Source organism: Massilia sp. Root418, assembly GCF_001425265.1.
Taxonomy (GTDB): Bacteria; Pseudomonadota; Gammaproteobacteria; order Burkholderiales; family Burkholderiaceae_D; genus Rugamonas.
Genome location: NZ_LMEC01000011.1, coordinates 856,779 through 870,506 on the forward strand (window position 1 = coordinate 856,779; position 13,728 = coordinate 870,506).

Annotated in this window: 11 protein-coding genes; all 11 read left to right on the forward strand. The window is 66.0% G+C overall.

Going from position 1 to position 13,728, the window contains the following annotated elements; genetic code table 11:
* The first annotated feature begins 63 nt into the window (after window positions 1-63).
* The 11 genes from ASC94_RS11270 to ASC94_RS11320 all read left to right on the forward strand — a co-directional run bounded on the left by ASC94_RS11270 (window position 64) and on the right by ASC94_RS11320 (window position 13,714).
* Window positions 64-3,051: a FimV/HubP family polar landmark protein gene (locus ASC94_RS11270; RefSeq protein WP_082616410.1), complete on the forward strand. Its 2,988-nt coding sequence runs from the start codon at window positions 64-66 to the stop codon at window positions 3,049-3,051.
* Window positions 3,052-3,126: 75 nt separating this feature from the next.
* Window positions 3,127-3,981 (forward strand): tRNA pseudouridine(38-40) synthase TruA, encoded by an 855-nt coding sequence (locus ASC94_RS11275; RefSeq protein WP_056394429.1) that lies wholly within the window; start codon window positions 3,127-3,129, stop codon window positions 3,979-3,981.
* Window positions 3,982-4,097: 116 nt separating this feature from the next.
* The gene (locus ASC94_RS11280; protein WP_267875103.1) at window positions 4,098-4,799 is read left to right on the forward strand and encodes a phosphoribosylanthranilate isomerase; all 702 of its coding nucleotides are present in this window, start codon (window positions 4,098-4,100) and stop codon (window positions 4,797-4,799) included.
* Complete coding sequence (gene trpB, locus ASC94_RS11285) at window positions 4,780-6,015, forward strand: tryptophan synthase subunit beta (protein WP_056394434.1); 1,236 nt, start codon at window positions 4,780-4,782, stop codon at window positions 6,013-6,015. The genes ASC94_RS11280 and trpB overlap by 20 nt, the downstream gene beginning before the upstream one ends.
* 68 nt (window positions 6,016-6,083) lie before the next feature.
* Window positions 6,084-6,881 carry a tryptophan synthase subunit alpha gene (trpA, locus tag ASC94_RS11290; protein WP_056394437.1) on the forward strand — a complete coding sequence of 266 codons (798 nt, stop codon included), beginning with the start codon at window positions 6,084-6,086 and terminating at the stop codon, window positions 6,879-6,881.
* A 101-nt stretch (window positions 6,882-6,982) separates the two neighbouring features.
* Window positions 6,983-7,855: an acetyl-CoA carboxylase, carboxyltransferase subunit beta gene (gene accD / locus ASC94_RS11295; protein ID WP_056394440.1), complete on the forward strand. Its 873-nt coding sequence runs from the start codon at window positions 6,983-6,985 to the stop codon at window positions 7,853-7,855.
* Between the two features lie 124 nt (window positions 7,856-7,979).
* Window positions 7,980-9,269 (forward strand): bifunctional tetrahydrofolate synthase/dihydrofolate synthase, encoded by a 1,290-nt coding sequence (gene folC / locus ASC94_RS11300; RefSeq protein ID WP_056394443.1) that lies wholly within the window; start codon window positions 7,980-7,982, stop codon window positions 9,267-9,269.
* A 22-nt stretch (window positions 9,270-9,291) separates the two neighbouring features.
* Window positions 9,292-10,350, forward strand: a complete 1,059-nt coding sequence (locus ASC94_RS11305) for an SPOR domain-containing protein (RefSeq protein WP_056394445.1) — start codon at window positions 9,292-9,294, stop codon at window positions 10,348-10,350.
* Window positions 10,351-10,367: 17 nt separating this feature from the next.
* The gene (locus ASC94_RS11310) at window positions 10,368-10,856 is read left to right on the forward strand and encodes a CvpA family protein (protein ID WP_056394446.1); all 489 of its coding nucleotides are present in this window, start codon (window positions 10,368-10,370) and stop codon (window positions 10,854-10,856) included.
* A 39-nt stretch (window positions 10,857-10,895) separates the two neighbouring features.
* Window positions 10,896-12,419 carry an amidophosphoribosyltransferase gene (gene purF, locus ASC94_RS11315; protein WP_056394449.1) on the forward strand — a complete coding sequence of 508 codons (1,524 nt, stop codon included), beginning with the start codon at window positions 10,896-10,898 and terminating at the stop codon, window positions 12,417-12,419.
* Between the two features lie 50 nt (window positions 12,420-12,469).
* The gene (locus ASC94_RS11320) at window positions 12,470-13,714 is read left to right on the forward strand and encodes a cystathionine gamma-synthase family protein (protein WP_056394452.1); all 1,245 of its coding nucleotides are present in this window, start codon (window positions 12,470-12,472) and stop codon (window positions 13,712-13,714) included.
* Window positions 13,715-13,728 lie beyond the last annotated feature (14 nt).

Here is a 13,728-nt window from a genome sequence, read left to right on the forward strand (position 1 = left end):
TGGTGATATGTTGGTATATCTCGGAAAGCAACTTTTCCGCTCACCACACACGCCCACGCCACTATGCATGTAAATCGCCGCTCCAAGACCGTCACGTTCGCGTTGAAAACACTCGCCAGCGCTGTTGCCTGTGCAGTGCTGCTGTCCCCGGCAGCCAACGCCGCCGGGCTGGGCAAGCTGACCGTGCTGTCGTCGCTGGGGCAGCCGCTGCGCGCCGAAATCGAGCTCACCGCCGTCACCCCGGAAGAAGCGTCCGGCCTGGCCGCCAAGCTGGCCCCGGCGGACGCCTTCCGCCTCGCCAATATCGAATTCAATCCGGCGCTGCTGTCGCTGCGCTTCGAGGTGGACCAGCGCAATGGCCGCCAGTTCATCCGCGTCAGCTCCACCCAGCCGGTGAACGAGCCCTTCGTGGACATGCTGCTCGAACTGAGCTGGACCGGCGGCCGCCTGGTGCGTGAATACACCTTCCTGCTGGACCCGGCCGAACTGCGCAGCACCCAGTCGGCCCAGGTGGCCGCGCCGGTGGACGTGCCAGGCCGCACCGCCGCCCAGGCTGGCGCTGGCGCCGCCCCGTCGGCCGCCGCGCTGGCCGCTGCCGCGCGGGCACAGGCACAGACCCAGGCGCCGGCGCCGCGCGCCGCCCCGGCCCCGCGCGAAGCGGCTGCCGACGGCGAGCGGGAATACCGCGTCAAGCAGGGCGACACGCTGGGCCGCATCGCCTCGCGCCTGAAGCCTGCCGACGTGTCGCTGGACATGATGCTGGTGGCGCTGTACCGCGCCAATCCGGAAGCCTTCATCGGCAACAATATGAACCGCCTGAAGTCGGGCCAGATCCTGGCGGTGCCGGATTCGGACGCCATCAAGGGCGGCGCCAACGAGGGCGAAGCGCACGGCGTGGTGATCGCCCACGCGGCCGACTTCAACGCCTACCGCAGCAAGCTGGCCGGGCAGGTGTCGGCCAGCACGCCGGCCAAGGCGCCGGAGACCAGCCAGAGCGCGGCCGGCAAGATCACCGCCAAGGTGGAAGAGCGCCCGACCGCGGTCACCGAATCGAAAGACCAGCTGAAGCTGTCCAAGGCCACCGGCGCGCCGGCGGCGGGCAAGACCGCCGTGGCCGGCGAGGAAGACAAGATCGCCCGCGAAAAACAGGTGGCCGAAGCCAATGCCCGGGTCAAGGAGCTGGAAAAGAACGTTGCCGACCTTGAAAAGCTGATGGCGGTAAAGAACAAGACCATGGCCGAGAAGCAGCAGGCGGCCACCGCCCCGGCTGCCCAGCCCGCGGCTTCCGCGCCGGCAGTGGCGGCAGCCGGCGCCGCGCCGGCGCCGCAGGTGGCGCCGCCGCCCAAGGCCAAGCCGGCCGTGCCGGTGGCACCGCCGCCGATTGCCGAGCCGAGCGTGATGGACCTCATCATGGACAACATCCAGGCCATCGGCATTGCGCTGGCGGCCCTGCTGGGCGGCACCGGCTACATCCTGGCGCGCCGCCGCAAACAGGAACAGGCCGCCGCGCTGAGCAGGCCGGAAATCAGCGTGCTGGGCGACCCCGGTGCGCAGGCCCAGCCTTTGATCGCGGAAACCGGCGGCCAGAGCGTGGACACCAACAACAGCGTGTTCAATTCCAACTTCGCGCCGTCGGCCAGCCAGCTCGACACCAATGAGGTTGATCCGGTGGCGGAGGCGGACGTGTACATCGCTTACGGCCGCGATGCGCAGGCCGAGGAAATCCTGAAGGAAGCACTGCGCACCCATCCCGAGCGCCACCCTGTGCGCCTGAAACTGATGGAGATCTTCGCCAACCGCAAGGATGCGCGCTCCTTTGAAATGCAGGCCAGCGAGCTGTACGCCATGACCAAGGGCGAGGGCGACGACTGGGCGCAAGCCGCGTTGCTGGGCCAGTCCATCGATCCGCTCAATCCGCTGTATGCCAGCGCGTCCGGTTCCGGCATGGGCGCCGGCGCTGCGGCGGCAGCGGCCGGTGTGGCGGGTGTGGCAGGTACGGCCGGCGCGGCCTTCGCGTCCAGCGACGCGACCGCCGACGACTTCGCCAGCATGTTCGCCGAGCCGCCTGCGGCTGCGCCCGGCACCCAGGCGCCGTCCGCCGCCGATTTCAGCGGCCTGGACCTGGACCTGAGCCAGGACGCCGGCGCTACCGCCGCGCCAGCGCCGGCCCCCATTGAGCCGGTGGCCGAATCGAACCTGATGGACTTCGACCTGGACCGCGACGCCACCGCGTTGCCGTCCTTCGACGAACCGGCGGCCACCACCGCGCCGACGCCGGCCTCGGTGGCTGCCGCTACGGACGCCGACCACTTCCTGGACTTCGATCTGGGCGGCCTGAGCTTCGAGCCGGTGGCTGCCGCCACCGCCCCGGCCATCGAAATGCCGGCCCCGGCGGACGAGCCGGCCATCGTGGTCGAAGCGCTGGAACCGAAAATGGAAGACAGCGCCGCCGAGCCGTTCGACTTCGCCTTCGACCTCGATCCGCCCGCCAAGGCAGCCCCGGCAGCCACGGCGCCGGCGGCAACGGACGGCGCTGCCGCCCCGGCCGCCCCGGCCGCGCTGTCGGCGGACGACTTCAGCATGGACTTCGGCCTGGACCTGCCCGCTTCCGCCAGCGCGCCAACGCCGCCACCGTCAGCGCAGCCGGACCCGCTGGCCGAGCTGGACATGATGGACTTCAAGCTGCCGGACGCCGCTGCGCCGACGCCGGCCCCGGCCAGCGCCGAGCTGTCCATGGACGACTTCGACATCCCCGACCTGGCCAATGCCACGGCCACGCCGGCGCCGGCTCCGGCGCCGGCCGCGCCCGAGTTCGACCTGTCCGGCATCGACCTGGACCTGCTGGGCAGCGCCGCCGCCAAGAGCCCGGCAGGCGGCGACGACGACATGTCGGCCATGCATATGGAGATGGACACCAAGCTGGACCTGGCCATCGCCTACCAGGAAATCGGCGACAAGGAGGGCGCGCGCGAGCTGCTGGATGAAGTCATCCGCGGCGGCAGCGACGACCAGGTGTCGCGCGCCACCTCCATGCGCGCCTTGCTGGGCTAAGGCGGCCGGCCCGCACGGCCGGCCGTGGCCCCGGCGGGTATAATGCGCCGAGGCACACAACATACAGAGCAGCAATTGAAACGCATCGCATTAGGAGTCCAGTACGACGGCACCGCCTGGCAAGGCTACCAGACCCAACCCGGCGGCAACACCGTGCAGGACCAGCTGGAAAAGGCGATCGAACGGTTCGCCACCGTGCCGCTGGCCACCACCTGCGCCGGCCGTACCGACGCCGGCGTGCACGCGCTGGGCCAGGTGGTGCACTTCGATACCGATCTGAACCGTGAAATGCACGCCTGGGTGCGCGGCATCAACGCCTTCCTGCCGGAGTCCATCGGCGTGCGCTGGGCCAAGCAATTGCACGAGGTGGTGCCCTACGATCCCGCCGCAGCCGGATACGACGGGCAGGGCGGCGCGCCGCTGCACACCGCGCAAGACTTCCATGCCCGCTTCAGCGCCCGTTCCCGCACCTACCATTACTTGCTGCACAACCACCAGGTGCGCTCGCCGCTGCTGGCCGGCCGCGCCGGCTTTACGCACCGGCCGCTGGACGTGGAACGCATGCGCGCCGCCGTGCCCGCGCTGATCGGCGAACACGACTTCACCACTTTCCGCGCCGCGCACTGCCAGGCCAGGACGCCGGTCAAGCAGATGCACGAGATCCGCATCGAGCGGCATGGCGACCTGGTCGTGTTCACCCTGCGCGCCAGCGCCTTCCTGCACCACATGGTGCGCAACCTGGTCGGCTCGCTGGTCTACATCGGCGCCGGGCGTGAAGAACCCGAATGGCTGGGCCAGCTGCTGGCCATGAAGGACCGCTCGAAAGCGGCCCCCACCTTCATGCCGGACGGCTTGTACCTGGCCGACATCGAATACGATGACAAGTGGGGGCTGCCGCAGGAAAGCGCGCGGCCGCTGCCGTGGTTCTAGCGGCGGGTGACGTGCTGCGCACTAACCCGCCCTACGCGCCCGGCGCCGCCCCGACCGTAGGGCGGGTTAGGCGCGATGCGCCGTAACCCGCCAAGAGCCGCCGACAACATAAGGACATTGCCATGCACCGCACCCGCATCAAGATCTGCGGCCTGACCCGCGAAGAAGACCTGGCCGCAGTCGTGGCCGCCGGGGCCGACGCAGCCGGCTTCGTGTTCTACGACAAGAGCCCGCGCTACGTCACGCCGCAGCGCGCCGCCGAACTGATCGCGGGGCTGCCGCCCTTCATCACCGCCACCGGCCTGTTCGTCAACGCCACGCCGGAGCAGGTGGCCGAGACGGTGCGCATCGCCCCGGTGGGCCTGCTGCAATTCCACGGCGACGAGACAGCCGCGCAGTGCGCCGCCGCCGCCGAACTGGCCAACCGTCCTTATTTGCGGGTATTTCGCGTCAAACCCGACACCAGGCCGGACGATTTGCTAGAATACGAAACACAATGCCGTGCATCCAGCAGGCTGTTCTCGGGCCTCTTGCTCGATACCTGGGTGGATGCCTACGGCGGCGCAGGAAAGGTTTTCGATTGGTCACTCGTTCCAAAAGATCTCGCGCATCGGGCCGTTTTGAGTGGTGGCTTGAGCGTACTCAACGCGACTGGCGCGGTGGCTCAGCTACGCCCCTACGCGGTTGACATCAGCAGTGGTGTCGAAGCGTCCAAGGGCATGAAAGACGCCCACAAGATCGCCGCCTTCGTGCGCGCGGTCCGTGCGGCCGATGCCACCTTTGAGAGAGATCCGCACCATGAAAGACCAAATCCCTAATGCGCTGTTCCACGCGCACGACTATCACCTGCCGGACGCCAAGGGCCATTTCGGCCCCTACGGCGGCGCCTTCGCTGCCGAAACCCTGACCTTCGCGCTGGCCGAGCTGAACGCCGCCTACGAGCACTACAGCAAAGACCCCATCTTCCTCGACGAGTTCCGCTACGAGCTGAAGCACTTTGTCGGCCGTCCTTCGCCGATTTACCACGCCAAGCGCTGGTCCGAGCAGGCCGGCGGCGCGCAGATCTATTTCAAGCGCGAAGACCTGAACCACACCGGCGCGCACAAGATCAACAACGTGATCGGCCAGGCCTTGCTGGCGCGGCGCATGGGCAAGCAGCGCATCATCGCCGAGACCGGCGCCGGCCAGCACGGCGTGGCCACGGCCACCATCTGCGCCCGTTTCGGGCTGGAATGCGTGGTCTACATGGGCAGCGAGGACGTCAAGCGGCAGGCGCAGAACGTGTACCGCATGAAGCTGCTGGGCGCCACCGTGGTGCCGGTGGAGTCCGGTTCCAAGACGCTCAAGGACGCGCTCAACGAAGCCATGCGCGACTGGGTCACCAACATTGAAAACACTTTCTACATCATCGGCACCGTGGCCGGTCCGCACCCCTATCCCATGCTGGTGCGCGACTTCCAGTCGGTGATCGGCGAGGAATGTCTGGTGCAGATGCCGGAAATGACCGGCCGCCAGCCGGACTACGTGGTGGCCTGCATCGGCGGCGGTTCCAACGCCATGGGCATTTTTTACCCGTATATCGACCAGCAGCAGGTGCAGCTGGTGGGGGTGGAAGCGGCGGGCGAGGGGCTGGACAGCGGCAAGCACGCGGCCTCGCTGACCAAGGGCTATCCGGGCGTGCTGCACGGTAACCGCACTTATCTGCTGCAGGACGACAACGGCCAGATCATCGAAACGCATTCGGTGTCGGCGGGCCTGGACTATCCGGGCGTGGGGCCCGAGCACGCTTACCTGAAGGATAGCGGGCGCGCACAGTATGTGTCGATCACGGACGAGGAGGCGCTGCAGGCGTTCCACGATTGTTGCCACATCGAGGGCATCATCCCGGCACTGGAGTCGTCGCACGCGCTGGCCTACGCGGCCAAGCTGGCGGCCACGCTGCCGAAGGACCGGATCGTGCTGGCCAACCTGTCGGGCCGCGGTGACAAGGACATGCATACGGTGGCGGAGCGCATGGGGCTCAAGTTCGGCTGAGCCCTGTCGGCGGGTTACGGCTACGCCTAACCCGCCCTACGCACTCTTCACTTTATAAGGAAACTGATATGTCCCGTATTGCACCGGCTTTCGCTGCCCTGAAAGAACAGAAAAAAACCGCCCTGGTCACCTTTATCACCGCAGGCGACCCCGGCCCCGATGAAACCGTGCCGCTGATGCACGCCCTGGTGGCGGGCGGCGCCGACATCCTGGAGCTCGGGGTGCCGTTCTCCGACCCCATGGCAGAAGGCCCCGTCATCCAGCGCGCCTGCGAGCGCGCGCTGGCTTTCGGCGTCGGCATCCGCGACTGCTTCAACTACGTGCGCGAGTTCCGCCAGACCAACCAGACCACGCCGGTGGTGCTGATGGGCTACGCCAACCCGATCGAGCGCATCGGCCAGCAAGCCTTCATCGCCTCCGCGCTGGAGGCGGGCGCGGACGGCGCCATCGTGGTCGACTATCCGCCGGAAGAGTGCGAGGACTTTTCCGCACAGATGCGCGCGGCGGGCCTGGACCTGATCTTCCTGCTGGCGCCCACCTCGACCGAGGAGCGCATCGCCCAGGTGGCCAAGGTGGGCGGCGGCTTCAGCTATTACGTGTCGCTCAAGGGCGTGACCGGCGCCGGCAATATCGACACCGTGGAAGTGGCCGAACGCCTGAAAGGCATCCGCAGGCATGTGCAGCTGCCGATCGGCGTCGGCTTCGGCATCCGCGATGGCGCCACCGCCAGGGCCGTGGCCGAGGTGGCGGACGCGGTGGTGATCGGCAGCCGCATCATCCAGGAGATCGAGAACGCGCCGGCAGGCGGCGCGGCGGCGGCCGTGCAGGCTTTCGTTGCGGGCATCCGCACCGCGCTGGACGCCTGAAAATCTCACGATCGTGCGTAAAGTTGTCCGAGTGTAAAGTTCGACAGTGGCGGCTAAAACGGCTACACTGCCGCCACTGAATTGTGCATTAGGAGAAATTTATGAGCTGGTTGGAAAAATTGCTGCCACCGCGCATCCAGCGTTCCGAAGCTGCCGCACGCAAGACCATGCCCGAGGGCCTGTGGGTGAAATGCCCGTCCTGCGAAGCCGTTTTGTACCGTACCGACCTGGAATCGAACCTGCACGTTTGCCCCAAGTGCGACCACCACATGCGCATCCGCGCGCGCGAGCGCCTGGACGGCTTGCTGGACGCGGGCGGCCGTTATGAAATCGGCCAGGAAACGCTGCCGGTCGATACGCTGAAGTTCAAGGACAGCAAGAAATATCCTGACCGCCTGAAGCAGGCCATGGAAGCGACCGGCGAGACCGACGCGCTGATCGTCATGGGCGGCGCCATCATGAGCCTGCCGGTTGTGGTGGCGTGCTTCGAGTTCGAGTTCATGGGCGGCTCCATGGGTTCCGTGGTCGGCGAGCGCTTTGCGCGCGGCGCCCAGGTGGCCCTGGAACAGAAAGTGCCGTTCATTTGCATTACCGCCACCGGCGGCGCGCGCATGCAGGAAGGCTTGCTGTCGCTGATGCAGATGGCGAAAACCACCTCCATGCTGACCAAGCTGTCCGAGAAGAAGCTGCCGTTCATCTCGGTGCTGACCGATCCGACCATGGGCGGCGTGTCCGCTTCCTTCGCCTTCATGGGCGACGTGGTGATTGCCGAACCGAAGGCGCTGATCGGCTTTGCCGGCCCGCGCGTGATCGAGAACACCGTGCGCGAGAAGCTGCCGGAAGGCTTCCAGCGCGCCGAGTTCCTGGTGCAGAAGGGCGCCGTCGACATGATCGTCGACCGCCGCAAGATGCGCGAAGAAATCGCCCGCCTGCTGGCGCTGCTGCAAAGCCAGGCTGTCGAAGTTCTGGCTTAAGAAGTGATGTTTTATCGTAGGGCGGGTTAGGCCATGCCGTAACCCGCCATGCGTCCCGGCGACGCTGGCGGGTTACGCTACCGCTAACCCGCCCTACGCAATTGCCCTGCTGGATTCCCTCCCGATGTCTACTCTCCCGACTACTCTGCCCGCATGGCTGGCGCTGATCGAATCGCGCCACGCCGTCACTGAAATCAACATGGGCCTTGACCGCGTGCGCGCGGTCAAGGAACGCATGGCGCTGGCCTTCAGCTGCCCGGTCATCATGGTGGCCGGCACCAACGGCAAGGGTTCCACCTGCGCCATGCTGGAATCGATCCTGCTGCGCGCCGGCTACAAGACGGGCTTGTACATCAAGCCGCACTTCCTGGACTTCAACGAGCGCGCGCGCGTGAACGGCGACCTGGCCAGCGACGAAGCGCTGGTGGCCAGCTTCAACGTGGTGGAAGCGGCGCGCGGCGAGACCATGCTGACCTATTTCGAGTTCACCACCCTGGCCATCATGCACTTGATGGCCAACGCGGGGCTGGACGTGGCGATCCTGGAAGTGGGCCTGGGCGGCCGCCTGGATGCGGTCAATGTGATCGACGCCGACGTCTCCATCGTCACCAGCGTGGACATCGACCACACCGATTACCTGGGCGATAACCGCGAGCAGATCGGCTATGAGAAGGCCGGCATTTTCCGCTCTGGCAAGCCGGCCATCTGCAGCGACCCGGTGCCGCCCAAGTCGCTGATCGACTACGCCGAGGGCATCGGCGCCGACCTGTGGCTGATGGGCCGCGACTTCAATTATTCCGGCGACAAGCAGCAGTGGAACTACGGCGGCCGCGCGCAGCGCCGCAATTCGCTGGCTTACCCCAGCCTGCGCGGCGCCAACCAGCTGCTGAACGCGTCGGCCGTGCTGGCCGCGCTGGAGGCGCTGAAGCTGGAACTGCCGGTGGGCGCGCAGGAGGTGCGCACCGGCCTGGTGACGGTGGAATTGCCGGGCCGCTTCCAGGTCTTGCCAGGCCGCCCGACCGTGATTCTGGACGTGGCGCACAATCCCCACGCTGCCTCGGCGCTGAACCAGAACCTGGGCAATATGGGTTACCACCCCTACACCTTCGCCGTGTTCGGTTCCATGCACGACAAGGACATCGACGGCGTGATCAAGGCCATGTCCGAGCACGTGGACCACTGGTGCCTGACCACGCTGCCTTCGCCGCGTTCGGCCAGCGGTTCGGAACTGGCGGCCAAGGTCCAGCTGATCCAGGAAGACCGGCCCGAACGCACCGTGCATATATTCGACGATCCGGCACAAGCTTTTGCAAATGCGATGAGTCGTGCCAGCGAGAATGATAGAATTGTGGTCTTCGGATCTTTCCTGACCGTTGCCGGCGTCATGGCAGCGCGAAAATCCGCACTTCACTGACATCACCGATTGAAAATCACGCATGGGCTTGTTCTCGAAACTCAGTAAAAACAAGCAGGAAGCCGCTGGCCAGGACAGCGGCTATTACACCAGCGCAGCCGACACCGCCGCGCTGGAGCGGGCCAAATCCAAGCGTGCCAGCGCGGCCGACCGCAACGTGGAGGGCGCGCGCCGCAACCGCGCCAAGGATACGGCGTCCGACCCCGTCTTGCCAGAAAAGAAACGCGCGCGCCGCCGCCTGGTGGGCGCCATCGCCCTGGCGCTGGCGGTCGCTGTCGGGCTGCCGATGCTGCTCGATTCCGAGCCCAAGCCGCTGGCGTCCGATATCGCCATCCAGATTCCATCCAAGGACAAGCCGGCCGATGCGGCGCCCGTAGCGGCGGCAAAGCCGTCGCGCGTGGACGCCGCCGAGGCGCTCGACAAGAGCGAAGAAATCGTCAAGGAACCCCCGCCTGCCAAGCTGGCTGCCGTTGCTACGCCGGCCACGCCGGCCGCGCCAGTCGCCGCGCTTACCGTGCCCGCCGCGGCACCGCAGGTGACCGAGCTGAAGCCGCACGCCGATCCGGCCAAGCCGAAAGACAGCGTCAAGGAAAGCCTGAAGGAAAGCAGCCGCGCCGCCGAGGCCAAGCTGGAGGCCGAAGCGAAAGCCAAGGCGGACGCCAAAGCCAAGGCCGACGCCAAGGCCAAGGCCGAGGAAATCAAGCACGCCAAGGCGGAGGCCGATGCCAAGGCGAAAGCCGAGCACGACGCCAAGCGCGCCAAGGCGGAAGCGGACGCCAGGCACGCCGAGCCCAAGCCGAAAACCGAAGACGCCGCGCGCGCCATGGCCATCCTGGAAGACAAGCCGTCCGATACCAAATACCTGGTGCAGGTGGCCGCTGTGGCGACGCAGGAGAAAGTGGACGAGCTGCAAGGCAAGCTGAAGGAAGCCGGCATCAAGTCCTTTACGCAGAAGGTGACCACCGCCAGCGGCGCACTGACCCGTATCCGCGTCGGCCCGTTCCCGAACAAAGAGGAAGCCGAAAAAGTGCGCGCCAAGCTGAGCAAGATCGGCCTGAGCAGCTCCCTGGCCACCTCCTGACATAATGTTGTGCTGACGTGACGCTATTCGATTACCTGGTGATTTTTGTGCTGATCGCTTCCGTCGTCATCAGCACCATGCGCGGCCTGGTCAAGGAAATGATTTCATTGGCAAGCTGGATCGTCGCTTTCGTGGTGGCCAACGCCTACGGCACCGACCTGGCGAAGATGTTGCCGGAAATGGTGCCGGGCGAAGTGGTGCGCCTGATCCTGGCTTTCATTGTGTTGTTCATCGGCGTGCGCATCCTGATGGGGCTGCTGGGCATGGCAGTCGATGCGTTGATCAAGGCGGGTGGCCTGAGCCTCGCGGACCGGGGCCTGGGCGGCCTGTTCGGCCTGGGGCGCGGCCTTGTAATCGTGCTGGCCGCCGTCATATTGTGCGGGATGACCACGATACCGCAGCAGGATTTCTGGAAGAACGCGCTATTGAGTCCGCTCGCGGAGACCGGTGCGCGCACCGTGAAACCTTTCCTGCCCGCTGCCTTCGCGCAGCATGTGCAATTTTAGAATTCTTTAAATCCGTAGTACCAGTCCAGGAGCACTACCATGTGTGGCATCGTCGGCGTCGTATCCCATCAACCCGTCAACCAAATGCTGTATGACGCCTTGCTGCTGCTGCAGCATCGCGGCCAGGACGCGGCGGGCATCGCGACCAATCACAGCAGCATGTTTTCCATGCACAAGGCCAATGGCCTGGTGCGTGACGTCTTCCGCACGCGCAATATGCGTTCGCTGCAAGGCAATTCCGGCATCGGCCATTGCCGCTACCCCACTGCGGGCTCGTCCAGCGAAGAGGAAGCGCAGCCGTTCTACGTCAACGCGCCATTCGGCATCACCCTGGCGCACAACGGCAACCTGACCAACTGGGAACAGCTGAAGCTGGAAATGTTCAAGAACGACCGCCGCCACATCAACACGGACTCCGATTCGGAAGTGCTGCTGAACGTGCTGGCGCATGAAATCCAGACCGCCACCACCGGCCTGAACCTGGACCCGGACGCCATCTTCAAGGCGGTGACCGTGCTGCACCGCCGCGTCAAGGGCGGCTATGCCGCCGTGGCGCAAATTGCCGGCGTCGGCCTGCTGGCTTTCCGCGACCCGAACGGCATCCGTCCGCTGTGCCTGGGCATCAACGAAACCGAGCAGGGCACCGAATACCTGATCGCCTCGGAATCCGTGGCGCTGGAAGGCATGGGCTTCCGCTTCGTGCGCGACGTGGAGCCGGGCGAGGCGATCTTCATCGACGCCGACAAGAAGCTGCACGCGCGCCAGTGCGCCGACAATCCGCAGCTCAATCCCTGCGTGTTCGAATTCGTCTACCTGGCCCGTCCGGACTCCGTGATCGACGGCGCCTCGGTGTACGCCACCCGTCTGAAAATGGGCGAGTACCTGGCCGACAAGATCAAGCGCGAAATCCCGGACGGTGAAATCGACGTGGTGATGCCGATTCCCGATTCCTCGCGTCCGGCCGCCATCCAGCTGGCGCTGCGCCTGGGCGTGGAGTACCGCGAAGGTTTCATCAAGAACCGCTACATCGGCCGCACCTTCATCATGCCGGGCCAGGCCGCGCGCAAGAAGTCCGTGCGCCAGAAGCTGAATGCGATTCCGCATGAGTTCAAGGGCAAGAACGTGCTGCTGGTGGACGACTCCATCGTGCGCGGCACCACCTCGCGCGAGATCGTACAGATGGCGCGCGACTCCGGCGCCAAGAAGGTGATTTTCGCTTCGGCAGCGCCGCCGGTGATCTACCCGAACGTGTACGGCATCGACATGCCGACCCGCGACGAGCTGATCGCCTACGGCCGCACCACCGAGGAAGTGTGCAAGGAAATCACCGCCGACTACCTGGTGTACCAGGACATCGACGCGCTGAAGCAGTCCATCACCGACGTGAACCCGAAGCTGACCAAGTTCGAAGCCTCGTGCTTTGACGGCATCTACGTCACCGGCGACGTGTCGCCGGACTACCTGGACAAGCTGGAATACAACCGCCACAACCCGAAACCGGCTGCGGCCGAAGACACGGGCCGGACCCAGCTGAACCTGAACGCAGCGACCGCCGAAGGGTGATGTCGCAGCCCGGTGCCCGACGGCGCCGGGCTTTTTTTTAGCCCGAGATCATGACAGAAAAGAAAAATTACGGTTTCACCACCACCATCCTGCACAACGACCGCCAGAAGGGCATCGAGCACGGCTCGCTGCACAAGCCGGTGCACACCTCGGTGGCCTTTGGCTACGGCGATGCGCGCCAGCTGGCCTCGGTGTTCCAGGGCAAGGAGCCGGGCTTCCGCTACGGCCGCCAGGGCAATCCCACCGTCTCCGCGCTGGAGGACAAGGTGAACAAGATGGAGCAGGGCGTGGCCACGTTATGCTTCGCCACCGGCATGGGCGCCATCGGCGCCGTGTTCCAGGCGCTGCTGCGCGCGGGCGACCACGTGGTCTCGTCGTCCTTCCTGTTCGGGAACACCAACTCGCTGTGGCAGACCGTGGCGGGGCAGGGCGTGGCGGTCGATTTCGTCGATGCCACCGACGTTGCCAACGTGGCGGCGGCGCTCCAGCCGACCACCCGCATCGTGTTTGTCGAAACCATCGCCAACCCGCGCACGCAAGTGGCGGACCTGAAGCGGATCGGCGAGCTGTGCAAGGAGCGCGGCATCCTCTATATCGTCGACAACACGATGACCACGCCCTACCTGTTCCTGCCGAGGGCAGTGGGTGCCGGCCTGGTGATCAATGCGCTGACCAAGTCGATCGGCGGCCACGGCAACGCGCTGGGCGGCAGCCTGACCGATACCGGCGCCTACGACTGGACCCGGTTCCCGAATATCTTCGAGAACTACAAGAAGGCGGCGCCGGCGCAGTGGGGCATCACGCAAATCCGCGCCAAGGGCCTGCGCGACTTCGGCGCCTCGCTGGGGCCGGAGGCGGCGCACCACATTGCCGTCGGTGCCGAGACGCTGGCGCTGCGCATGGAGCGCACCTGCGCCAACGCCAAGGCGCTGGCCGAGCTGCTGGAAGCGGACGAGCGCGTCGCGGCAGTGCACTACCCCGGCTTGAAGTCGCACCCGCAGCACGCCATCTCGTCGGAACTGTTCCGCGCGCATGGCTCGCTGCTGAGCTTTGAACTGAAGGACGGCATCGACTGCTTCGACTTCCTGAACCGCCTGAAGCTGGCGATTCCGGCGTCCAACCTGGGCGATACGCGCACGCTGATCATCCCGGTGGCGCACACCATCTTCTACGAGATGGGGGCGGAGCGCCGTGCGTCGATGGGGATTGCGGAATCGCTGATACGCGTGTCGGTCGGGATCGAGGACACCGCGGATTTGCTGGAAGACTTCAGCTGTGCGCTGGAAGCCTGCTAAGCCGGGTTGCCACC